Genomic DNA, 22,258 nt, shown 5'->3' with positions numbered 1-22,258 from the left:
TCGGGTGGATAAGCGAAAGCGTCATCCACCATTTTCATAAAACTAAATCAAATGCTTATAAATCGTCTCGGCAATGCCTGTTTCCAGGTTAGTACCAATCACCAAATCCGCGCGTGCTTTAATCGCGTCATCAGCGTTACCCATCGCCACACCCAGACCTGCGCTTTCCAGCATGCTCAGGTCGTTAAAGTTGTCACCAAACGCCATCACCTGGCTCATTGATAAACCTTGTGATTCAACCCATTTCGCCAGGCGATTACCTTTACTGTTACCGTTTTGCGCCACATCGACTTGATCATGCCATGACCATTCGCACGTCAGTCCAAGCTGCTGCTCAACGACCTGGGTAAAGTTTTGCAGTTTCACCGTGTCTTGATCGGTAAGAGCAAATTTCCAGATTGCATCAACGTCATAAGCCGCTTCACGCAGTGAATTCACATGGCGGAACACAGGACGTTGCGATTCAGGTAAAGATTTTGCCCAGTTTTCAGCACGTAAAACGTGGCCGGTAGGCTCTTGATACAGCATGGCATCATCAACATACATCAGCCCATGAACGTTGTGGGCATCCAGTAAGTCAATTAACTGATTGGCCTGCTGCGGTTGTAAAGGATCGGACTCAAGAACCTTTTTCGCATGATAATCATACAAATAAGTGCCATTACAGCAAATTGCAGGTGTATCCAGGGTCAGTGCCTGATAAAAAGGATGGATGGCAACGTGATGACGGCCCGTCACGATGACAACTTTCACGCCAGCGTCACGTGCGCGTTGTAAAGCTGTCAGTGATTCAGGAAGAATGGTTTTTTGCGGTGTCAGCAATGTACCGTCAAGATCAAGGGCGATTACGCGATAAGTCATTTAGGGTTCCAGTCAAATTCAGAATCATAAGGCCTGTGTTGATGTTACACCGCTTGCCGCGTTGTTCAAAATGGCAACACGCACTACCCTTGTGACAATAACTCAATATGTTGGGAGGAGAGAGATTCCATGAAACAAACAGTCTATACGGCCAGCCCGGAAAGCCAGCAAATTCACGTCTGGCAGCTTAACCCAGGTGGTGAGCTTACGCTTGTGCAGGTCGTTGATGTCCCAGGCCAGGTTCAGCCAATGGTTATCAGCCCTGACAAACGTTACCTGTATGTGGGTGTGCGCCCTGAGTTTCGCGTTATCGCCTATCGTATTACGCCTGATGACGGCTCGCTCACCGAGGCGGGTGTCACTGCCATTCCTGGCAGCCCAACGCACATTTCTACCGACCATCAGGGCCGCTACCTGTTCAGCGCTTCTTATAATTCAGGCAGCGTAAGCGTTGTTAGTCTTGCCAACGATGGCCTGCCAGGTGAAGTTGTTGATGTGGTGGAAGGGCTGGAAGGTTGCCACTCAGCCAATATCACCCCGGATAACCGCACACTTTGGGTTCCGGCACTGAAGCAAGATCGCATTTGTCAGTTTACCCTGTCTGACGATGGCCATCTGGTGGCGCAGACCCCGGCAGAAGTTATCACTGTTGAGGGCGCAGGCCCGCGCCACATGGCGTTCCACCCGAATCAACAATACGGTTACTGCGTGAACGAGCTCAATGGTTCTGTTGATGTCTGGGAGCTGAAAAATGCTAACGGCAAAATTGAATGCGTGCAGACGCTGGACATGATGCCTCCGGGCTTCTCAGATACTCGCTGGGGCGCAGATATCCACATTACACCTGATGGTCGCCATCTCTACACCTGCGACCGTACTGCCAGCATCATCACGGTATTTAGCGTGTCTGAAGATGGTAGCGTTCTTGCAGTGGAAGGCTATCAGCCGACTGAAACGCAACCGCGTGGCTTCAATGTTGATCACAGTGGTAAATATCTGATTGCAGCAGGCCAGAAATCGCATCACATCGCGGTTTATCAAATTACCGGTGAACAAGGTTTACTGGAAGAGAAAGGCCGTTATGCAGTAGGGCAAGGGCCGATGTGGGTTGTAATAAACGCTAAGTAATTTCTGATTTAGTGATAAAAAAACCTCGCCGTGGCGAGGTTTTTAGTTTTATGCGGATACTTAATTTTACTCAGCAACAACCGGGCTACCCACGCCACGGTTGTTGAACTCCCATAGACGGTTAGCATTCGCATCATTCAAATCGCGTTGGATTTCGCCTTTCTCGCCTTTAGTACCGATATTGCCAGCGAATGGACGCTTAGAACCAGCGGCATCGCCCCAAGGTTTTGCACTGTTAAAACCTTCGTTAATCACGCTGTCACGGATAACTACCTGGCCATTAGAGGTCTGGCCTGCGGTATAACCATTTTCACTTGCTTCAATATCCCAGGCGCGGCCCAGTTGCGCGACGTTATCGCCTGCTGCAGTGAAGCGGCTGTTGATGGCCAGGAAACCGTAATAAATATTCGGCAGTGTAGCTGGCGCAAACACGGTGCCTTCTTTTGTGCGGCTGTTAACCAGACGGAAGTCGGTATTTTCGAACACCACAGCACCACGACCTGCAACCACATCCACATCACCTTCAATGTAGCTGTTAGTCACTAATGTGCGTGTCTGGCGGTCATTTAACAGGCGGTTTTGCACATCGCTGTTAGTGACGAAGAAGGTATTCTGGCGGCCCAGCAGGTGAACATTGTTCAACTGTACTTTATCGCCATCAGTGCGCAGTGCTACAGCCTGATGATTGCCGGCATCTACGCTGTCACCCAGAGTGTTAGCGATAGTCAGGTTTTGCATCTGCAAGCCACTGTTCTGCGACCAGACAGCAGCAGAACACATAATACCTACGGTGGCATTACGCTTGTTCTGGCAGCTATCAAACATGTACCAGGCTGGTTTACCCGGCATATATTTACCACCTGGGTTAACTGCACGACGCCAGGTATTCGCATCGATTTCAGAATCCAATGGCATAGTGATTTTCACATCACTTGCATTATCAGTGGTGCCGTACAGCGTTACGCTGCCAGAAGCGGCCGGAATATAAACGGTGCCGACATACTCACCTGGCTGAATAGCGATGTATTGACGGGTGTTGCTATGTTTCATGATGGCTGCATCAACGGCAGCCTGGACAGACGTGTGGGTCACACCTTCGCCACCGGCTGCACCAACAACAAAGTCAGGCTGCTGCGGAATACGAATAGATGACGGAGCCCAAGGGGCTTCATTTTTATTTTTAGATGAGAAGTAACGTGCCTGAACAAAGTTCTGGGCTTCATCGGACGATAAAACTGGACGAGATTGGGTGCCTGGTGCCACTTGCGTGGACGGTTTATCTTCTGGCGGTGTTGAGCTACAAGCCGATAGCGCCACAACAAAAGCGAGCACAGCTGCCCGACGAGAAACAGAGAAGGTGTTCAAGGGTTGCTCCTTGCAGTGCAAATTTAAAAGGGGATCTGAAAGCCTGCTTTTTTATACTAAGTTGGGGGAAACTGGAAGCCGATTGTGCAAATCGGCTTCATATACCCGTCATTCTTCGAGTTGCAGGGTTGTTGGCTACGCTCAATCGCCCGAATCACTTACTCAAGTAAGCTCATCGGGACTCTTTCTCTTGCCGCGTTACTCGGCAAAGCCTCGCCCCGTTGGGGCCAGCGCAAGCGCTGTTCAAAAGGCTGAAGCCTTTTGTCCTGCAACTCGAATTATTTGGGTATAAAAAGATAGGGTTAATTAAACTTCGCGGTGATTGAAGCGCTGCCTAATGAATGGAAATGGACGTTGTAGCCCACCATTGCCCCGGATGCATTTTCCGTCACATCTAGCTTTTCAACATCAAGCGCGTGAACTGTGAAAATATAGCGGTGTACTTCACCTTTCGGTGGCGCTGCACCACCATAACCCGGTTTACCAAAGTCGGTGAGTGTCTCCACGGCAGGTTCTGGCAGTTCAGCCAGGCCTGAACCTGCACCTTGCGGCAGGACGCGTGTATTGGCTGGCAGATTGATTACCACCCAATGCCACCAACCAGAACCAGTTGGTGCGTCAGGATCGTAGCTGGTCACGACAAAGCTTTTGGTTCCCGTAGGAACATCATCCCACGCTAGATGAGGCGAAATATTATCGCCATCGTAACCCATTCCATTAAGTACCTGACGCCAGGGGAGTTTATCCCCATCTTTGAAATCCTGACTGACCAGTTTCATCTCAACTCCTCGCGCTTAGAGATTCAGTAACTTCAGCAGTTCTTCAGCCGCAATCGCTGAAGATGCCGGGTTTTGCCCGGTAACTAAGTGCCCGTCAACTACAGCATACTCGCCCCAGTCATCGGTGCGCTCAAACAAGCCACCTGCTTTTTTCAGCTCATCTTCTACCAGGAAGGGCACCACTGCGGTTAAACCCACACCTTCTTCTTCGCTATTGGTAAAGCCGGTGACCCTTTTGCCTTTGACCAACGGTGAGCCGTCGGGTTTTGTCACTTTGCGCAAAACACCGGGGGCATGGCACACCGCAGCAACTGGTTTGCCAGCGGCCCAAAATTGCTCAATTAGTTTGATGGAGTATGTGTCTTCCGCGAGATCCCACAACGGCCCGTGGCCGCCTGGGTAAAACACCGCGTCAAAATCATCGGCCTTGATGCCCTCGAGTTTTTCGGTATTGGCTAATAACTTTTGCGCGGTAGCATCGCCACGGAAACGACGGGTATCGTCGGTTTGCGCGTCCGGCTCGTCGCTTACGGGATCGAGCGGCGGCTGCCCGCCTTTTGGTGACGCGAGCGTGATTTTCAACCCGGCATCGTGAAAGACATAATACGGCGCGGCAAACTCCTCAAGCCAAAAGCCTGTGGGTTTGCCGGTGTTGCCGAGCTGATTGTGCGAGGTTAAAACCATGAGGATTTTCATCTGAATCTCCCTGTGTGGGACGTGAAAAGATCCTCGAAGTGTAGTGCATACCCGTAAGGCTTGCTGGCTCTCAGCTTCTGAAAAATGCCGGATTTTGTACCGCACACGCCACGGCTTGAATCAATTTATCCAGTTGCTCAGGGTTGATAACGTAAGGTGGCATCAGGTAAATCAGCCGGCCAAACGGGCGAATCCAGACACCTTGCCCGACAAAGAACGCCTGAAGTGCTGCCATATCCACCGGCTTGTGCGTTTCGACAACGCCAATTGCGCCAAGCACGCGTACATCGGCCACTAGCTCACATTCCAATAACGGTTTCAGTCCTGCCGACAACTGCTCCTCCAGCGCCTGCACTTGCTGCTGCCAGTGGCCTTCTTCGAGCAACGCAAGGCTTTCGGTCGCAACAGCACACGCCAGCGGGTTGCCCATAAACGTTGGGCCATGCATAAAGCATCCGGCCTCACCATCGCTGATGGTTTCTGCGACCAGGCGAGTGGTGATAGTTGCAGAAAGTGTCATTGTGCCGCCCGTCAGCGCTTTGCCGAGGCACATAATATCCGGTGAAATTTCAGCGTGTTCACAGGCAAACAGCTTGCCTGTACGACCAAAGCCGGTCGCAATTTCATCGGCAATCAGCAAAATCCCTTCGCGGTCGCACATGCGGCGAATGCGCTTTAGCCATTCCGGGTGATAGAACCGCATACCGCCAGCCCCCTGAACAATCGGCTCAAGGATCACTGCTGCAATTTCCTGGCGATGAGCAGCCATTAAACGTGCGAATGGCACGATGTCCATCTCATCCCATTCATCGTCAAAACGGCAATTTGGCGCGGGAGCAAACAGGTGTTCAGGCAGGTAACCTTGCCACAGGCTGTGCATTGAATTATCCGGATCGCACACCGACATGGCACCAAAAGTATCGCCGTGATAACCGTTGCGGAAAGTGAGGAAGCGCTGGCGAGGTTCGCCTTTGGCGTGCCAGTACTGCAATGCCATTTTCATTGCGACTTCTACGGCGACAGAACCGGAGTCTGCAAGAAATACGCATTCGAGATTTTCCGGCGTCATGGCGACCAGTTTACGACACAGCGCCACTGCGGGTGGGTGCGTGATCCCGCCAAACATGACGTGCGACATCTGGTCAATCTGGTCTTTCATTGCCTGATTTAAGCGCGGGTGATTGTAGCCATGAATTGCCGCCCACCAGGACGACATCCCGTCAACAAGGGCTTTACCATCAGCAAGTTTTAGTTCGCAGCCTGTTGCCGCCACAACCGGATAAACCGGTAACGGTTTAGTCATGGAGGTGTAAGGGTGCCAGATATGTTGTTGGTCGAACGCTAAATCAGCAGGGGTCATAGGGTGACTTGTAAACCATTTGAAAAAGATTTAGGTTTACAAGTATAACGTCAATCAATGGCTAACAACACCCTTTTTGGAGATGCCCCATGGCTCACCACGCACGCTGGTCAATGTCGCAGGTCACTGCTTTATTTGAAAAACCTTTCCTCGAACTGATGTTTGAAGCACAAACGGTGCATCGTCAGCACTTCGATCCCCGCCACGTTCAGGTTAGTACGCTGCTGTCGATTAAAACTGGGGCGTGCCCGGAAGACTGCAAATATTGCCCGCAAAGTGCGCGCTACAAAACCGGGCTGGCTTCCGAGCGCTTGATGGAAGTTGAGCAAGTGTTGGACTCCGCACGTAAAGCGTTAAATGCGGGGTCTACTCGTTTCTGCATGGGCGCTGCCTGGAAAAACCCGAACGATCGCGATATGCCGTACCTTGAACAAATGGTGCAAGGCGTGCGCGAAATGGGGCTTGAAACCTGTATGACGCTCGGCACCTTAACCGATACGCAGGCACATCGCCTGGCGGCAGCAGGGCTTGATTACTACAACCATAACCTCGACACCTCGCCAGAATTCTACGGCAATATCATCACTACGCGTACTTATCAGGAACGTCTTGATACGCTCGATAAAGTGCGTGATGCCGGGATTAAAGTCTGCTCTGGCGGCATTGTCGGTCTGGGTGAAACGGTAACCGATCGTGCCGGGTTGCTGCTGCAACTAGCGAATTTACCAACCCCACCAGAAAGCGTGCCAATCAACATGCTGGTGAAGGTAAAAGGCACCCCGATGGCAGATAACGAAGACGTCGATGCGTTTGATTTTATTCGCACTATTGCTGTCGCGCGTATCATGATGCCGACCTCTTTCGTACGGCTTTCTGCCGGGCGCGAGCAGATGAGTGAGCAAACTCAGGCCATGTGCTTCATGGCTGGCGCAAACTCGATTTTCTATGGCTGCAAATTACTGACTACGCCAAACCCGGAAGAAGACAAAGACCTGCAATTGTTCCGCAAGCTTGGGCTTAATCCGCAGCAAACAACCACTCATGCAGGCGACAATGAGCAGCAACAACAACTAACCGATCAATTGCTCAACGCGGATACGGAGAATTACTACAACGCGGCGGCTGTATGACCTGGCAGCAACGCATTGATAATGCGCTTGCCAGGCGGCGCGAAAGCGACAGTTTTCGCACCAGGCAGGCCAACCAACAAGGTAGCGGGCGCTACCTTGTTCAAAACGATATCCGTTATCTAAATTTTTCCAGTAACGATTATCTGGGAATCAGTCACCATGCTGAAGTGGTTAATGCCTGGCAGCAGGGTGCTGAGATTTACGGTATTGGGAGTGGTGGTTCCGGGCATGTCACCGGGTATCACGAAGCCCATCAGCGATTTGAACAGCAGTTAGCTGACTGGCTGGATTATCCGCGCGCATTACTGTTTATTTCAGGTTTCGCGGCTAACCAGGCGCTTATCGCTGCACTGACTGAAAAATCAGACCGCATTGTTGCCGATAAACTTAGCCATGCTTCACTTCTGGAAGCCGCAATGCACAGTCCAGCGCAGTTACGGCGTTTTGCCCATAACAATATCGCATCGTTGAAAACGCTGTTGGCCTCGCATACTGATGGTCAACAACTGGTTATTACCGAAGGTATTTTCAGTATGGACGGAGATGCCGCTCCGTTGGCTGAAATCGCGCAAGCTACCCGGGAAGCACGGGGTTTGTTGATGGTTGACGATGCCCATGGTATTGGCGTAATAGGTGAAGAAGGGCGTGGTAGCTGCTATCAGCAACACGTCAAACCAGACTTGCTGGTCGTAACGTTCGGCAAGGCATTTGGTGCGAGTGGGGCCGCAGTTCTGTGTAGTGAATCTATGGCTGATTATCTGCTGCAATCCGCCCGGCATCTTATTTACAGCACCTCTATGCCACCTGCACAGGCGTGTGCGTTATCGGCAGCGTTGAATGTTATCCGCCGTGAGGATTCCCGGCGTGCTCAATTACACGCCAATATTGCCCATTTTCGCGCGGGAGCCGCACAACTACCGCTGCAATTAATGGCCTCACAAACTGCCATCCAGCCGTTGATCGTGGGGGAAAATCAGCCTGCGGTGAACCTTGCCGCTACTTTACGTGAACGCGGATTCTGGCTAACAGCGATTCGTCCACCAACGGTGCCACCAGGTACGGCGCGGTTGCGTGTGACGCTTACTGCAAGCCACACCAGCGAAGATATCAACAAGCTTTTGGAGGCGCTGTATGACGCGACTCGTTGATAAAGCGGCTATTGCCGCAGCATTTGGCCGTGCGGCAAGCACCTACGACAGCCACGCCGAATTGCAACGCACCAGCGGGGACTTGCTGGTGGGAATGCTTGAAGGCCGTCAAATCAGCAACGTGTTGGATGCTGGATGCGGTACGGGTTGGTATAGCCGCGCATGGCGTGAAAAAGGCTGCCATGTTACGGCCCTGGATCTCTCACCCGCGATGCTGAACCACGCTGCACTTCAAGGTTCAGCTGATAACTATCTCGAAGGCGATATTGAAGCCATCAAACTTGCCGACCAGCAGGTGGATCTCGCATGGAGTAATCTCGCGGTGCAGTGGTGCAGCGATTTACGCAGTGGCTTAAGTGAGCTTTATCGTGTCACTCGCTCTGGCGGTTGCCTGGCATTTACTACGCTTGCTGCAGATTCACTTTGCGAACTGCATACCGCCTGGCAGGTGGTGGATGAAAGGTCTCATGCCAACCGATTTATGACGTTTGAGCAGATTCAGGGCGCGTGCGAAGGGTGGCGCTACACTCTAAAAATTCATGAAATCAGCCAGTCTTACGATAGCGTATTAAGTGCCATGCAATCGCTAAAAGGCATTGGTGCGACACATCTTCATGATGGGCGTAAAGCATCGCTGATGACCCGCCAACAATTACAAAAATTAAGTCTCGCCTGGCCACAGAAACAGGGGCAATTCCCTCTGACCTGGCAACTCGTTTGTGGAGTGATTGAACGTGATTAAAAAATGGTTTGTAACCGGAACGGATACGGAAGTGGGTAAAACCATTGCCAGCTGTGCTTTGCTTCAGGCCGCAGGAGATGCGGGTTACCGTACTGCAGGATATAAGCCGGTGGCCTCTGGTAGTGAAATGACTGCTCAGGGTATTCGTAACGGTGATGCGCTTGCCTTACAGCGCTACAGTAACGTCAAATTAAGCTATGCACAGGTTAACCCGTTTGCGTTTTTAGAGCCTACATCGCCGCATATCGTTAGTGCGGAAGCACTGCAGCCTATCGAGTTTTCGCAGATGTCAGCAGGCCTTGAAGCACTTACTTCACGGGCCGACTGGTTACAGGTTGAAGGGGCGGGGGGCTGGTTTACACCACTGTCAGCAACAACCACTTTTGCAGACTGGGCAATACAAGAGCAGTTGCCTGTAATTTTGGTCGTAGGGGTAAAACTCGGCTGTATCAACCATGCCATGCTAACTGCGCATGCAGTGCAACATGCGGGTCTGCGCCTTGCGGGCTGGATTGCTAATGACGTTCAACCTACCGGCAAGCGCCATGCTGAGTATCTCGCAACGTTACGTGATGTTTTAAAAGCCCCCATGTTAGGTGAGATCCCATTCTATCCGCATATCGACGATGAAACTTCGCTCGGCCGTCACCTGGATATCTCCCTTCTTTCGCAGTAATTCGCAAATCCACTGCTCATTGTTGCAACGCCCGATAAATCTTGCGGGCGCTCTTCGATATACCGCTAATTTTCAAATCTTCTCCTTGAAGAAAAATACCTCGCAGGTAAATTGTTTCTCAATTTCAAGTTGTCACATGACAACTTATTTGCGAGTATGGACAGGAGGTTTTATGAAGCGGCGTATACACCCCAATAAGGACATTGAAGCAGCATTAAGTTATGCCGAATGTCAGGGCTGGCAAGTGCGGCCGGGTGGGGCACATTGTTGGGGGAAAATGTATTGTCCGTGGAACGACAAAGCCTGCCGCTGCGGTGAGTTTTGCATTAGCTGCATCTGGAGCACCCCGCGCAGTGCTTATAACCATGCAAGGCAGATACGTCGTGTCGTCGATAACTGTAGCCAGCAAGGCTCGCCACCTGCCATCAGACATTAATTTTCAAGGAGCAGAATATGTCAGAATTTAGCTTCACGTTGATTTTCACCCTGCCAGAAAATGGCCAGAATCCGGAGCAATGGGTTGAAGCTTTGGGTGCGCAAGGTTGCGATGACGCGCTGGTGGGTGTGGGTGTCACAGGGCGAATTGCACTGAATTTCATCCGCGAAGCATCGGATGCAAAACTAGCCGTTGTTTCAGCGATTCAGGATGTAAAACGCATTATTCCAGGTACTGCGTTGGTTGAAGTGATGCCAGATCTGGTCGGGCTAACAGATATTGCTGAGCTGCTTGGGTTTTCCCGGCAGTATATTCGCAAAGTAATGGTAAGCCGCGAGGCTTTTCCGCAACCAATACACGACGGTAAAACCGCTATCTGGCATTTGGAACCGGTGCTGCGTTGGATGCGCGAAGCAGGTGTTTCAAAAGTACCTTTACCACTGGTGGAATTATCTGCTGTAACCCGGCAATGCAACTTACAACGGGAGCTCGCCAGTCTCGATAGAAATATGCAGAAGCAACTTGGTAAGTTGTGACGGCAGAACCTGAGAGGCTGTTCATGCCGTCGTTTGACGCACCATCATGGATCTATCCAACTGGATATCAGCTTATCATCCAGAAGCGCAACATTTCCCTGAGCAACATTACGGCCCCGGTGTAGCAAGCAGAAACGGTCCGCTACGCGGCGAATGAACGATAAGCGTTGCTCTACCAGCAATATAGTCAGGCCAAAATCACGGCTCAGACGGCGGATAATATTGCCCAGCTCATTGATAAAACGTTGTCCGCTGCCAAAAGTGGGTTCATCAAGAATCAACAGTTTTGGTTCTGTCACCAGCGCTCTTGCCAATGCCAGTTGCTGCTGAAGATCATTTGATAGCTCACCACCGCGCATGTGCCTTAAGCTGTACAGTTCAGGGAACAGTTCATAGATCATGCCTGGAATGCTACGGGAACTCACGCGGGCAGCCAATAGCGCGATTTGCAGGTTTTCCTCAACGCTTAGTTGGGAGAATATTCGCCGGTCCTGCGCGACATAACTCATTCCCAGAGCGACTCGGCCTTCTAGAGGTTGGGTGAGAAGATCCTGTGGTGGATGGCCTGCTTCAAGCCAGGTCATACTGCCACTTTGTACTGGCAAGTAACCCGTAATACAGTTTACCAGCGTTGTTTTCCCCATCCCTGGTGCGCCAAGAACACAGGTGCACTCTCCAGGCACCAGCTCAAGATCCAGATTCCACAGGATATGGCTTTCACCATAAAACTGATTAACAGCACGCAGGCTCAACATCGATATTTTCCTTCTGGCAGGGTTAACGACCCAGGCTGCTTGTGCAACACGAAGCAAGAGTTACAAACTTTGCAATTACCTTGCCATTAACCCGTTTAAAGACCAGAACAATGCAACTTTGAGAAAAGCCTCATGAAAATGGTTGAATAAACCTTAGGCTTCTACGACTCGAAAATCAGAATGCACTTTGTCGGTGCCTGGTCTTTGGTGTGTTTGGTGCAACATCAGACCAATGCTCCATACAAATGCGCAATTCGTGAGCAGGATCATAAGAAATGGCTGGCTTCAGGTAAGTCCAAAAAGGGTAAAAATAATGATGAAAAATATTTTTGGGCCCCGGCACAGAGAATTTATGGTTTTTTGCGGTGTGCGCTGCAAAAGGGCTGAGAGCAGTTATCCACTATTCCTGTGGATAACCATGTGCATTAGAGTTAGAAAACTTGCGGTAAGCGAGAGCGGGCGCGGGTTGCGCATGAATTGGCGCGAAACCAGACTTTCTGAAATAACTTTTTTAAATCAATTAGTTGAATAAAATCAATCGTTGCAATAAAAGTGCCACAGATGTTCCTTACGCTTTTATGACACTGCTTGACAAATGTTAAAAGGTAAAAAAATCTGGGGATAACCATTTTGGTCAGCTGAAATATCTGCGAGTAGAGTATTTTACCGGCAAACCAGACGGTAAAGGGGGTAAGTATCATAAACGCGGTAGTGAGTAACTGGTTTTTCATCCAGTATTATTTTCTGGCAAAATTTTCTGTGCCGAGTAAAATTACCCTCCGGCCCGCTCGTTTCTTCATCAGGTAGCCTCTTCATGAGTAAAGCGTTCAAATTAAATTCAGCTTTTAAACCTTCTGGCGATCAGCCAGAGGCCATTCGTCGCCTTAAAGAAGGTCTGGAGGACGGGCTTGCCCATCAGACTTTATTGGGAGTGACGGGCTCTGGTAAAACCTTTACCGTGGCAAATGTGATTGCTGATTTACAACGCCCCACTATGGTGCTGGCTCCTAACAAAACGCTGGCCGCGCAGTTGTATGGTGAGATGAAAGAGTTCTTTCCGGATAACGCGGTGGAGTTCTTCGTCTCTTATTACGACTACTACCAGCCAGAAGCCTACGTCCCAAGTTCCGATACATTTATCGAGAAAGACTCTTCGGTTAACGAGCACATCGAGCAGATGCGTCTGTCGGCGACCAAAGCATTGCTTGAAAGACGTGATGTGATTGTGGTGGCGTCTGTGTCGGCAATTTACGGTCTGGGCGACCCGGATTTATATCTGAAGATGATGCTTCACCTGACCAAAGGGATGATCATCGATCAGCGCTCAATTATTCGCCGCCTGACTGAGCTGCAATATACCCGCAACGACCAGGCATTCCAGCGTGGTACTTTCCGCGTGCGCGGCGAAGTGGTTGATATCTTCCCGGCCGAGTCGGACGACCTCGCATTACGCGTTGAGCTGTTCGATGAAGAAGTCGAACGTCTATCGCTGTTTGACCCGCTGACCGGGCAAATTGACCAGGCTATCCAGCGTTTCACTGTCTACCCAAAATCGCACTACGTCACACCGCGTGAACGTATTCTGCAAGCCATGGAAGAGATCAAAGTTGAGCTGGCAGACCGCCGCAAAGTTCTCTTGGCAAACAATAAACTGCTTGAAGAGCAGCGCCTGACGCAACGCACTCAGTTCGACTTAGAGATGATGAATGAATTGGGTTACTGCTCAGGGGTAGAAAACTACTCGCGATTCCTCTCTGGGCGCGGTCCTGGCGAGCCACCTCCTACGCTTTTCGATTACTTGCCAGCAGATGGTTTGTTAATTGTTGACGAGTCCCACGTGACAATTCCGCAAATCGGCGGCATGTACAAAGGTGACCGTTCACGCAAAGAAACACTCGTGGAGTATGGCTTCCGTTTGCCATCTGCACTTGATAACCGCCCGCTGAGATTTGAAGAGTTTGAAGCGCTGGCACCGCAAACCATTTATGTTTCGGCAACGCCTAGCAACTATGAGTTAGAAAAGTCTGGCGGCGATGTTGTCGACCAGGTTGTCAGGCCAACAGGTTTGCTGGACCCAATTATCGAAGTTCGCCCGGTTGGCACTCAGGTTGACGACCTGCTTTCTGAAATTCGCAAGCGCGTGGAAGTTAACGAACGCGTGCTGGTCACCACACTGACCAAGCGTATGGCAGAAGATCTAACCGAATACCTCGAAGAGCATGGCGAAAAGGTACGTTATCTGCACTCAGATATCGACACCGTCGAGCGTATGGAAATCATCCGTGATTTGCGCCTTGGCGAGTTCGACGTGCTGGTGGGCATCAACTTGCTGCGTGAGGGGTTGGATATGCCTGAAGTGTCGCTGGTCGCGATTCTGGATGCCGATAAAGAGGGCTTCCTGCGTTCTGAGCGTTCGTTGATTCAGACCATTGGCCGTGCGGCACGTAACATCAACGGTAAAGCGATTCTGTACGGCGACAAGATCACAGCATCAATGGCTAAGGCTATCGGTGAAACTGAACGTCGCCGTGAAAAACAGCAGCGTTACAACGAAGAAAACGGTATTACGCCGCAAGGGCTGAACAAAAAAGTCGTGGATATCCTTCAGCTTGGTGAAGGCATGGCGAAAACCAAAGGCCGAATGAAGAGTAAAGCCCGCAGCGTGATTGAAGATGATGAAATCATCCTGACGCCAAAAGCTTTGCAGCAGAAAATTCACCAGTTGGAAGGGAAGATGCTGGAGCATGCGCAAAACCTGGAATTTGAAGAGGCCGCGCAGATCCGTGACCAGCTTCATCAGCTTCGGCAGTTGTTTATCGCAACGTCGTAATAATAACGCCTTCGTGAAGAAGGCGTTGTCTTATCCGAGTTGTTGAATCGCTTTTTCCAATGCCTGGCGTAGTAGATGCCGGTCGTGGCGATAACGAATATCAACTGCTTCCAGTGGCTCCTGAATGACTACACGGTCGGTAATTTCAGAAACGTCGGTCTGCGGGCCAACCACCACCGCATCAACAATACGTTTCCCGATGCGCTGTTCCATGATGTCCAGTGTCTGCCCAAGCGACAGGCTGGCGGCGGCGGTACTTAATTCTTTACCCAGATTGCCGATAAACACTACTGGAGCTGGAGTCCTGCGCAATGCTTGATCCATATCTTCCAGCAAAAGTATCGGCATTAAGCTTGTGTAAAAACTACCGGGCCCAATCAGAATAAGGTCTGCTTCAGAGATAGCCTGAACAGCTTCGCGGGTAGCATGCGCTTTTGGGTACAGCGATAGCTCCTGGGGCGGTGAAGAAAGCTGGTCAATATTTACTTCACCGTAAATAAAATGGCCATCTGCGTCTGTTGCCATCAAATCCACGGGGTGTTCAGACATCGGGATTAGAAATGCATCCACTTTTAGCAGGTTACGAATTAAATTGATGGCTTCTAAAGGCCTCACGCTCAGGTGATCCAATGCCTTTAACATCAAGTTTCCGAGGTTATGCCCGGAAAGTTCGCCATTACCGCCAAAACGGTACTCAAACATAGCAGAAGCAACGCTTTGTTCAGTAATTAACTGATTTAAACAGTTGCGCATATCGCCCCAGGCAATGCCTCCCTCAGAGCGCCTGATACGACCTGTCGAACCACCATTATCGGTTGTGGTAACAATGCCGGTTAAGCGTGAACCAAGAGAGGATAGGGATGACATAACCCTGCCCAGACCGTGCCCACCGCCAAGGGCGACCACCCGGTCTAAATCCGCAAACGTACGATTGCGCATAACTATTCCTTATGACGAACTATCGAAATAAGGTAGCGCAAAAGAGTACAGAATACGATTCAGGCTCAAGGGTTAATGATGTATATCAAAGCAAAAGTTCACTTTTCGCGTAGTCTGTGGCGAAATTGAACGATTAGTTCGTTATGTATATATTTATATAGCGAAAGCTGTTATGGCAGTTAACGCCGTCACGCGCTACTATCGCTTATCGCTCTAAAACACACTAAGCCTCTGGACCTAAGTCGAAAGATACGGTGCTTTGGCCGTGACCTTGAGTCACCAGGGTGCAGAAAGAAATGACTGCATCTCCCGTATTTGGAAGGTGTACATGGCTACTCAACTTACCGATGCATTCGCTCGTAAGTTTTTTTACCTGCGTCTGTCTATTACCGACGTTTGCAATTTCCGTTGCAACTATTGCCTGCCGGATGGCTACAAGCCTCATGGCGTGGCAAACAAAAGTTTCCTCAACGTCGATGAAATTCGCCGTGTAACGCGCGCTTTTGCCGCCCTGGGTACTGAAAAAGTACGCCTGACAGGTGGTGAACCCTCTTTGCGTAAAGACTTCACTGACATTATCGCCGCTGTGCGTGAAAACCCTGGTATTCGCCAGATTGCCGTGACAACTAACGGCTATCGCCTTGCACGTGATATCCAGCAGTGGCGCGATGCAGGGCTCACCGCAGTGAATGTCAGTGTCGATAGCCTCGATGCTCGCCAATTCCATGCTATTACCGGGCAGGATAAATTCCGCCAGGTGATGGATGGCATTGATGCCGCGTTTGCCGCAGGTTTTGAACGTGTAAAAGTGAACACAGTGCTGATGCGCGACGTAAACCACCACGAACTCGATACCTTCCTTGCGTGGATCAAACCCCGTCCAATCCAGCTACGCTTTATCGAGCTGATGGAAACCGGCGACGGCGGCGATTTGTTCCGCAAACACCACATTTCTGGCAAAACCATTCGCGACCAACTTCTGGCTCGCGGCTGGGTTCACCAGCTTCGCAGCCGCAGCGACGGCCCGGCGCAGGTCTTTTGCCACCCGGATTATCAAGGCGAAATTGGCCTGATCATGCCGTATGAAAAAGATTTCTGTGCCAGCTGCAACCGCCTGCGCGTGTCGTCTGTCGGCAACCTGCATCTGTGTTTGTTTGGTGAACAGGGCATTTCCCTGCGTGACCTGTTAGCTGATGACGGGCAAATCGACGAGCTTGAGGCGCGCATTGCTGAAGCCTTAACGCACAAAAAACAGACCCATTTCCTGCATGACGGTGATACCGGTATCACTCAAAACCTGTCTTATATCGGCGGCTAAAACCCGCTGGACCCCAATAATTTTGGGTATAAAAAGGAAGATAACAATGAGCCAGATAAGTAGCGAATTTGTCCCGGTAAATATTGCCATTCTGACCGTCTCAAGCCGCCGTGGCGAAGAAGACGACACCTCCGGCCATTATCTGCGTGAAGCGGCAACTGACGCGGGCCACCACATTGTTGCCAAAGCGATTGTGAAAGAGAACCGCTACGCGATCCGCGCCCAGGTTTCCCAATGGATTGCCGATGAAGACGTGCAGGTGGTGTTGATTAACGGTGGCACTGGTTTTACCGATGGTGACCAGGCTCCAGAAGCGTTACTGCCGCTGTTTGACCGCGAAATCGAAGGTTTTGGTGAAGTGTTTCGCATGCTCTCTTTTGAAGAAATCGGCACATCAACGCTGCAATCGCGCGCGCTGGCAGGTATCGCGAACCGTACGCTGATCTTTGCTATGCCAGGTTCAACCAAAGCATGTCATACCGCGTGGGAAAATATCATTCAGCCACAGCTGGATGCCCGCGTGCGCCCTTGTAATTTCCACCCACATCTCAAGAAATAAACTATGTCGCAACTGACTCATATTAATGCGCAAGGCGAAGCGCACATGGTTGATGTTTCCGCCAAGGCAGAAACCGTGCGCGAGGCGCGTGCGGAAGCGTTTATCACCATGGAAGCTGCAACGCTCGCCATGATTATTGAAGGCAGTCACCACAAAGGTGATGTATTTGCCACGGCGCGTATTGCCGGGATTCAGGCTGCGAAGCGCACCTGGGATTTGATTCCGCTCTGCCACCCGCTAATGCTTAGCAAAGTCGAAGTCAATTTAGCCGCTGAGCCTGAACATAACCGCGTGCGTATTGAATCTGTATGCCGTTTGACGGGCAAAACGGGTGTTGAAATGGAAGCACTGACCGCAGCATCTGTCGCCGCGTTAACCATCTACGATATGTGCAAAGCAGCGCAAAAAGACATGGTGATTGGCCCGGTGCGTTTGCTGGCAAAAAGTGGCGGTAAGTCTGGCGACTTTAAGGTTGAGAGCAATGATTAAAGTTCTGTTTTTTGCCCAGGTGCGTGAATTGGTCGATTGTGACCAACTGCAACTAGACGCCACTTTTAGCGATGTTGAACAGCTGCGAGAGAACCTTGCAGCCAAAAGCGATCGTTGGGCGCTGGCATTAGAGTCCGGGAAATTACTGGCTGCCGTGAACCAGACGCTGGTGAGTTTCGACCATCCACTTACCGACGGTGATGAAGTTGCTTTCTTCCCACCGGTTACCGGAGGCTGAAATGGAGAACACCCGAATCCGCGTAAGCCATGAAAACTTCAACGTGGGTGATGAGTACCAGTGGCTCGCGCAGTGCGATGAAGACGGTGCGGTGGTGACCTTTACTGGCAAAGTGCGTAATCACAATCTTGGCGATAGCGTCAGCGCTTTAACGCTCGAACACTATCCCGGCATGACCGAAAAAGCGCTGGCGGAAATTATCGAAGAAGCGCGTAATCGCTGGCCGCTCCAACGTGTCAGTGTGATTCACCGTATTGGTGAGCTATGGCCGGGTGATGAAATCGTTTTTGTCGGGGTCACCGGCGCGCACCGTAGTTCGGCATTCGAGTCTGCGCAATTCATTATGGATTATCTGAAAACGCGTGCGCCGTTCTGGAAGCGCGAAGCCACTGCTGAAGGCGACCGTTGGGTCGAATCACGCGAAAGTGATAAGCAGGCGGCCAAACGCTGGTAACAGGCACCTTCGCGCAGTTGTGTTAATCTTAAAGTACAGGCTATCAAGCCTGAAATTCGGTCAACGTAATTCACTTAAGGAAGCATCATGGATCGATTCCCACGTTCCAATGACACCATCGTGCAGCAGGCCCGTACCGGCTTGCAGGCATATATGGCACAAGTTTATGGCTGGATGACCTGCGGCCTGTTACTGACGGCATTTGTCGCCTGGTATGCTGCGAATACGCCAGCAGTAATGGAATTCGTTTTTTCCAGTAAAATCACTTTCTTCGGGCTTATCATCGTTCAGTTGGGTTTAGTATTTGTGCTCTCGGGCATGGTGCATAAGCTCAGCGCAGGTATGGCAACCAGCTTGTTTATGCTCTATTCGGCATTAACGGGTCTGACGCTTTCCAGCATTTTTATCGTCTACACCTACTCGTCTATCGCCAGCACCTTCGTCGTTGCAGGCGGCATGTTCGGGGCCATGAGCCTGTACGGTTACACCACCAAGCGTGATCTCAGCGGATTTGGAAATATGCTGTTTATGGCGCTGATCGGTATTGTGTTGGCTTCACTGGTGAACATGTGGCTGAAAAGCACGGCGCTGATGTGGGCTGTAACATATATCGGCGTGATTGTGTTTGTGGGTCTGACGGCTTATGACACCCAGAAGCTGAAAAACATCGGTGAGCAAATTGATACCCGTGATACGCAAACTATGCGCAAATATTCAATTCTTGGCGCATTGACCCTGTATCTCGACTTCATCAACTTGTTCTTGATGTTGTTGCGTATTTTCGGCAACCGCCGTTAATTTCGATGATTATGTAGGGTGGATTAGCGTAAGCGACATCCACCCTAATTCTTACGAACTCTCCTGAATATTCTTCTCGTTCTTCACGCGCATCTTCTTCGCCCGACTCTCAAGCCCTAAATAGCAAACAATCGCCAGCAGCAGAGGAGCGATAAAATAGAGCATTCGATAGGCGATCAGGGCGGCAATAATAGTGCCGTTGCTAACATGCTCTCCTGCCAATAGCGCGATAAACACCGCCTCTAGCACGCCAATCCCGGCAGGAATATGCACAATCACCCCGGCAATACTGCTGACCAAAAGCACGCCTAACACAAAGAAGTAATTCACATCCTGACCCAGCAACAGCCAGATAATCGCGCCCATAACCATCCAGTTGGCGCCTGAAATTGCCAATTGCAACAAAGCAAACTTAAACGATGGCAGCACCAGACGCTGGCCTTTTATCGTCATATGGCGATGTTTAGCAAAGGCGCAGAACCACAAATACACCGCGATAATCGCCAGCAGAACGGCACCTAAAATTCGCAGTGTCGTCTCATCGATGTACCAGTGCTCCGGTAGTTGCACCACGCCGACGGTAAAAATCATGCCGGCCAGCAGAATATAGCCGAGCCAGTTAGTCGAAATACTTAACGAAAAAATACGCGTAATAGTGGCACTGGGCAGGCCAAGCCGTGAATAGAGCCGGTAGCGCATGCCAATTCCGCCAACCCAGGTACTCAGCGTTAAGTTAAAGGCATAACAGATAAACGACACTAACATCACCTGGCGCTTTGCCAGTTTGTGCCCGCAATACGACCGCGCCAGTAAATCGTAACAGCCGTAGATCAGGTAGCTCAAAATGACCAGACCGACTGCGCTAAACAGTGCCAGGCGGTTATAGTTACGAATAACCTTCCAGACCTCCTCCCAGTCAACCTTCGTTGCATACACCGTCAGCAGCACGATAACGGCGATGAAAAACAGCCAGGTGAGTATCTTCTTCGCTTTGCGCCATTTTGGATGCGAGTGCGACATCAGTATTTCACCCCTGGATTATCTGTCTCAACCCGATCCTGCGTTTCCATATGTGGCTGCGCGGGTGGCATCACTTGCGCAAGTTTTGGCGTATGCGCAGGTAACCAGCCGACCATCGCCGGGAAGTGGCGCAAGAAGTGGAATGCCAGCACGCTCTTACCCAAATTCCACCAGGTGCGTTTTGGCAGCATCGATTCGACAACCGGGTGGCAATCTTTGGCAATCAACCCGGTTAGATTGCCACGCAGCGTGTCATTGAATGTGCGGTCGTGAATAATCAAATTCGCTTCAAGATTTAGCGACAAACTCAACGGGTCAAGATTGCTGGAGCCGACCGTTGCCCAATGGTCATCCATGATAGCGACTTTGCCGTGTAGTGGGCGGCGGTGATATTCATAGATTTTCACTCCGGAACGCACTAAGTAGTTGTACAGCAGGCGCGCACCGACTTTGACAATCGGCATGTCAGGCTCGCCTTGCACAATCAATTTCACCGATACGCCACGGCGAGATGCAGTACGCATTGCATGGAGCAGCCGGTAGCCGGGGAAGAAATAGGCGTTGGCAATAATCACTTCACGCTTCGCTTTGCTGAGCATTTTCAGGTAATAACGCTCGATATCATCGCGGTGCTGGTTGTTATCTCGCCAGACAAACAATGCTTGTGCTTCACCGGGCGTCAGGTTTTCTTGCGCTGGGTTACGGCGGCGTCGCCACCAGTGGCGTTTATCGTCGTGACCGGGCAGGTTAGAAATCACGTACTGGTAAATATCATCCACCACCGGCCCTTCAACTTTGACCGAGTAATCTTGTTTAGCCTCCGGGCCGTAATCACTCATCTGTTCAGCGGAATAGTTAATACCGCCGACAAACGCCACCGTGCCGTCGACCACCACAATTTTGCGATGCATACGGCGGAACAGATTGGTCCGCATGCCAAACACTAACGGGCGCGGATCGTAATAGCGGAACATCACTCCTGCGGTAGTCAGTTGGCTGACAAAATCATCGCTTAAATCTGGCGAGCCATAGCCATCAAGCAAGACTTCGACGCTCACGCCGCGACGGGCAGCATTAAGCAAAACTTCATGTAATTGCTTTCCAACATCATCTTCAAACCAGATGAATGTCTCGAGAATCACTTTGCTGCGGGCATGTTCTATGGCTTTAAATACAGCCGGGAAAAACTGGTCACCGTTTTCGAGTAATGTAATTCGGTTCCCGTCACGCCAGTTATTTTTCATAAATGAATCTCCACGGCTAATGGCGCATGGTCGGAGAGATGCCGCCACTGCCGCAATGGCAGCGCCGTTGGTGCACTCGCGGACGCATTTTTCACATAAATTCTATCGAGGCGAAGCAGCGGAAAGCGAGCAGGGAAGGTGCGTGCCGGACGGCCGGTTGCGCGAGTAAATACCTCATCCAATCCGGTTTGCTTTAATTGCCGGTTAGCGCGTTGCTGCCAGTCGTTAAAGTCGCCAGCCACAATTACTGGCTCGCCTTCTGGCAGTTCATTAACCAGTTGGCAGAGCATATTGAGCTGAGCCTGGCGGTGAGCGTCATGCAAACCGAGATGCACACAAATGACATGTGCACGAATATTGGCACCCGGTAGGTTTATCTGGCAGTGCAACATGCCGCGTTTTTCGTGGCCTTCTACCGAGATATCGCGATTTTCATACTGGCTGATAGGGAAGCGAGATAACACGGCATTGCCGTGATGGCCTTCGGGATAAACCGCGTTGCGGCCGTAGGCAAAATCGCTCCACATTGTATCGGCGAGATATTCGTAGTGGCTGGTATCCGGCCAGTTATCAACATGCAGTGAGTGTGCTTCGTGAGCACCCATCACCTCCTGCAAACAGACAATGTCAGCAGAAACCGCACGTACTGCATCACGCAACTCAGGCAAAATGAAACGCCGGTTGAGTGCGGTGAAGCCCTTGTGTGTATTAATTGTGAGCACTTTAAAAGATAGGTGCTGAGCCTTATTACTCATGC

The 22,258-nt window shown here is 50.8% G+C and carries 24 protein-coding genes and 1 riboswitch; of the genes, 14 read left to right on the top strand and 10 right to left on the bottom strand.

Going from position 1 to position 22,258, the window contains the following annotated elements:
• Positions 1–42: 42 nt before the first annotated feature.
• Entirely contained in the window at positions 43–861 is an 819-nt protein-coding gene (locus LVQ76_RS00740) for a pyridoxal phosphatase (protein ID WP_232920744.1), read from the bottom strand.
• Between the two features lie 129 nt (positions 862–990).
• Between LVQ76_RS00740 and pgl the strand changes: the two genes are divergently transcribed.
• Positions 991–1,989 carry a 6-phosphogluconolactonase gene (gene pgl / locus LVQ76_RS00735; protein ID WP_232920743.1) on the top strand — a complete coding sequence of 333 codons (999 nt, stop codon included), beginning with the start codon at positions 991–993 and terminating at the stop codon, positions 1,987–1,989.
• Between the two features lie 66 nt (positions 1,990–2,055).
• On the opposite strand, the gene LVQ76_RS00730 is transcribed toward pgl, so the two are convergent.
• The 4 genes from LVQ76_RS00730 to bioA all read right to left on the bottom strand — a co-directional run bounded on the left by LVQ76_RS00730 (position 2,056) and on the right by bioA (position 6,189).
• A complete protein-coding gene (locus LVQ76_RS00730; RefSeq protein WP_232920742.1) occupies positions 2,056–3,354 on the bottom strand; it encodes a putative acyl-CoA thioester hydrolase in 1,299 nt (432 codons plus the stop codon).
• 302 nt (positions 3,355–3,656) lie between these two features.
• On the bottom strand, positions 3,657–4,133 hold the full coding sequence (locus LVQ76_RS00725) for a kinase inhibitor (RefSeq protein WP_232865104.1): 477 nt from the start codon (positions 4,131–4,133) through the stop codon (positions 3,657–3,659).
• 15 nt (positions 4,134–4,148) lie between these two features.
• Positions 4,149–4,829 carry a type 1 glutamine amidotransferase domain-containing protein gene (locus LVQ76_RS00720; RefSeq protein ID WP_232904015.1) on the bottom strand — a complete coding sequence of 227 codons (681 nt, stop codon included), beginning with the start codon at positions 4,827–4,829 and terminating at the stop codon, positions 4,149–4,151.
• A gap of 70 nt (positions 4,830–4,899) precedes the next feature.
• Complete coding sequence (gene bioA, locus LVQ76_RS00715; protein ID WP_232920741.1) at positions 4,900–6,189, bottom strand: adenosylmethionine--8-amino-7-oxononanoate transaminase; 1,290 nt, start codon at positions 6,187–6,189, stop codon at positions 4,900–4,902.
• 89 nt (positions 6,190–6,278) lie between these two features.
• Here bioA and bioB point away from each other — a divergent pair, with 89 nt between their 5' ends.
• From bioB to LVQ76_RS00685, 6 genes are all read left to right on the top strand, one after another.
• Entirely contained in the window at positions 6,279–7,319 is a 1,041-nt protein-coding gene (gene bioB / locus LVQ76_RS00710) for a biotin synthase BioB (RefSeq protein ID WP_064517189.1), read from the top strand.
• Positions 7,316–8,467, top strand: a complete 1,152-nt coding sequence (bioF, locus tag LVQ76_RS00705) for an 8-amino-7-oxononanoate synthase (RefSeq protein WP_232920740.1) — start codon at positions 7,316–7,318, stop codon at positions 8,465–8,467. The genes bioB and bioF overlap by 4 nt, the downstream gene beginning before the upstream one ends.
• A complete protein-coding gene (gene bioC, locus LVQ76_RS00700; RefSeq protein WP_232920739.1) occupies positions 8,451–9,209 on the top strand; it encodes a malonyl-ACP O-methyltransferase BioC in 759 nt (252 codons plus the stop codon). The genes bioF and bioC overlap by 17 nt, the downstream gene beginning before the upstream one ends.
• Positions 9,202–9,885 (top strand): dethiobiotin synthase, encoded by a 684-nt coding sequence (gene bioD / locus LVQ76_RS00695; RefSeq protein WP_232920738.1) that lies wholly within the window; start codon positions 9,202–9,204, stop codon positions 9,883–9,885. Before bioC ends, bioD begins: the two co-directional genes overlap by 8 nt.
• Positions 9,886–10,057: 172 nt before the next feature.
• Complete coding sequence (locus LVQ76_RS00690) at positions 10,058–10,321, top strand: hypothetical protein (protein WP_151992814.1); 264 nt, start codon at positions 10,058–10,060, stop codon at positions 10,319–10,321.
• A gap of 17 nt (positions 10,322–10,338) precedes the next feature.
• Positions 10,339–10,857: a helix-turn-helix transcriptional regulator gene (locus LVQ76_RS00685; protein ID WP_232865098.1), complete on the top strand. Its 519-nt coding sequence runs from the start codon at positions 10,339–10,341 to the stop codon at positions 10,855–10,857.
• Between the two features lie 44 nt (positions 10,858–10,901).
• Here the strand turns inward: LVQ76_RS00685 and LVQ76_RS00680 are convergent, their stop codons facing one another.
• On the bottom strand, positions 10,902–11,612 hold the full coding sequence (locus LVQ76_RS00680; protein WP_232920737.1) for an ABC transporter ATP-binding protein: 711 nt from the start codon (positions 11,610–11,612) through the stop codon (positions 10,902–10,904).
• Between the two features lie 814 nt (positions 11,613–12,426).
• On the opposite strand from LVQ76_RS00680, the gene uvrB reads away from it, so the two are divergent.
• Positions 12,427–14,442, top strand: coding sequence for an excinuclease ABC subunit UvrB (gene uvrB, locus LVQ76_RS00675; protein WP_151992811.1), 2,016 nt, complete (start codon positions 12,427–12,429; stop codon positions 14,440–14,442).
• A gap of 30 nt (positions 14,443–14,472) precedes the next feature.
• On the opposite strand, the gene yvcK is transcribed toward uvrB, so the two are convergent.
• Positions 14,473–15,381: a uridine diphosphate-N-acetylglucosamine-binding protein YvcK gene (gene yvcK / locus LVQ76_RS00670; protein WP_232865096.1), complete on the bottom strand. Its 909-nt coding sequence runs from the start codon at positions 15,379–15,381 to the stop codon at positions 14,473–14,475.
• A gap of 209 nt (positions 15,382–15,590) precedes the next feature.
• Positions 15,591–15,722: riboswitch (molybdenum cofactor riboswitch) on the top strand.
• Here yvcK and moaA point away from each other — a divergent pair.
• From moaA to LVQ76_RS00640, 6 genes are all read left to right on the top strand, one after another.
• Positions 15,710–16,699, top strand: coding sequence for a GTP 3',8-cyclase MoaA (gene moaA, locus LVQ76_RS00665; protein WP_151992809.1), 990 nt, complete (start codon positions 15,710–15,712; stop codon positions 16,697–16,699). (Overlaps the previous riboswitch by 13 nt.)
• A gap of 46 nt (positions 16,700–16,745) precedes the next feature.
• On the top strand, positions 16,746–17,258 hold the full coding sequence (gene moaB / locus LVQ76_RS00660) for a molybdenum cofactor biosynthesis protein B (protein ID WP_232920736.1): 513 nt from the start codon (positions 16,746–16,748) through the stop codon (positions 17,256–17,258).
• Between the two features lie 3 nt (positions 17,259–17,261).
• Complete coding sequence (gene moaC / locus LVQ76_RS00655) at positions 17,262–17,747, top strand: cyclic pyranopterin monophosphate synthase MoaC (protein ID WP_232920735.1); 486 nt, start codon at positions 17,262–17,264, stop codon at positions 17,745–17,747.
• Positions 17,740–17,985, top strand: a complete 246-nt coding sequence (moaD, locus tag LVQ76_RS00650) for a molybdopterin synthase sulfur carrier subunit (protein WP_232920734.1) — start codon at positions 17,740–17,742, stop codon at positions 17,983–17,985. Before moaC ends, moaD begins: the two co-directional genes overlap by 8 nt.
• Before the next feature lies 1 nt (position 17,986).
• Complete coding sequence (gene moaE / locus LVQ76_RS00645) at positions 17,987–18,439, top strand: molybdopterin synthase catalytic subunit MoaE (RefSeq protein WP_151992805.1); 453 nt, start codon at positions 17,987–17,989, stop codon at positions 18,437–18,439.
• An 87-nt stretch (positions 18,440–18,526) separates the two neighbouring features.
• Positions 18,527–19,237, top strand: coding sequence for a Bax inhibitor-1/YccA family protein (locus LVQ76_RS00640; protein ID WP_034456535.1), 711 nt, complete (start codon positions 18,527–18,529; stop codon positions 19,235–19,237).
• Between the two features lie 51 nt (positions 19,238–19,288).
• On the opposite strand, the gene LVQ76_RS00635 is transcribed toward LVQ76_RS00640, so the two are convergent.
• From LVQ76_RS00635 to LVQ76_RS00625, 3 genes are read right to left on the bottom strand one after another with little or no spacing between them, the layout of a single operon-like run.
• Entirely contained in the window at positions 19,289–20,257 is a 969-nt protein-coding gene (locus LVQ76_RS00635) for a lysylphosphatidylglycerol synthase domain-containing protein (protein ID WP_232865091.1), read from the bottom strand.
• Positions 20,257–21,501 carry a cardiolipin synthase ClsB gene (gene clsB / locus LVQ76_RS00630; protein ID WP_232904006.1) on the bottom strand — a complete coding sequence of 415 codons (1,245 nt, stop codon included), beginning with the start codon at positions 21,499–21,501 and terminating at the stop codon, positions 20,257–20,259. Before clsB ends, LVQ76_RS00635 begins: the two co-directional genes overlap by 1 nt.
• The gene (locus LVQ76_RS00625) at positions 21,498–22,256 is read right to left on the bottom strand and encodes an endonuclease/exonuclease/phosphatase family protein (protein ID WP_232904005.1); all 759 of its coding nucleotides are present in this window, start codon (positions 22,254–22,256) and stop codon (positions 21,498–21,500) included. Before LVQ76_RS00625 ends, clsB begins: the two co-directional genes overlap by 4 nt.
• Positions 22,257–22,258 lie beyond the last annotated feature (2 nt).

Origin of the sequence: Buttiauxella cochleicola (genome assembly GCF_021283185.1) — a bacterium.
GTDB classification, from domain to species: Bacteria; Pseudomonadota; Gammaproteobacteria; order Enterobacterales; family Enterobacteriaceae; genus Buttiauxella; species Buttiauxella massiliensis.
This window is presented reverse-complemented; position numbering and strand designations above follow the sequence as displayed.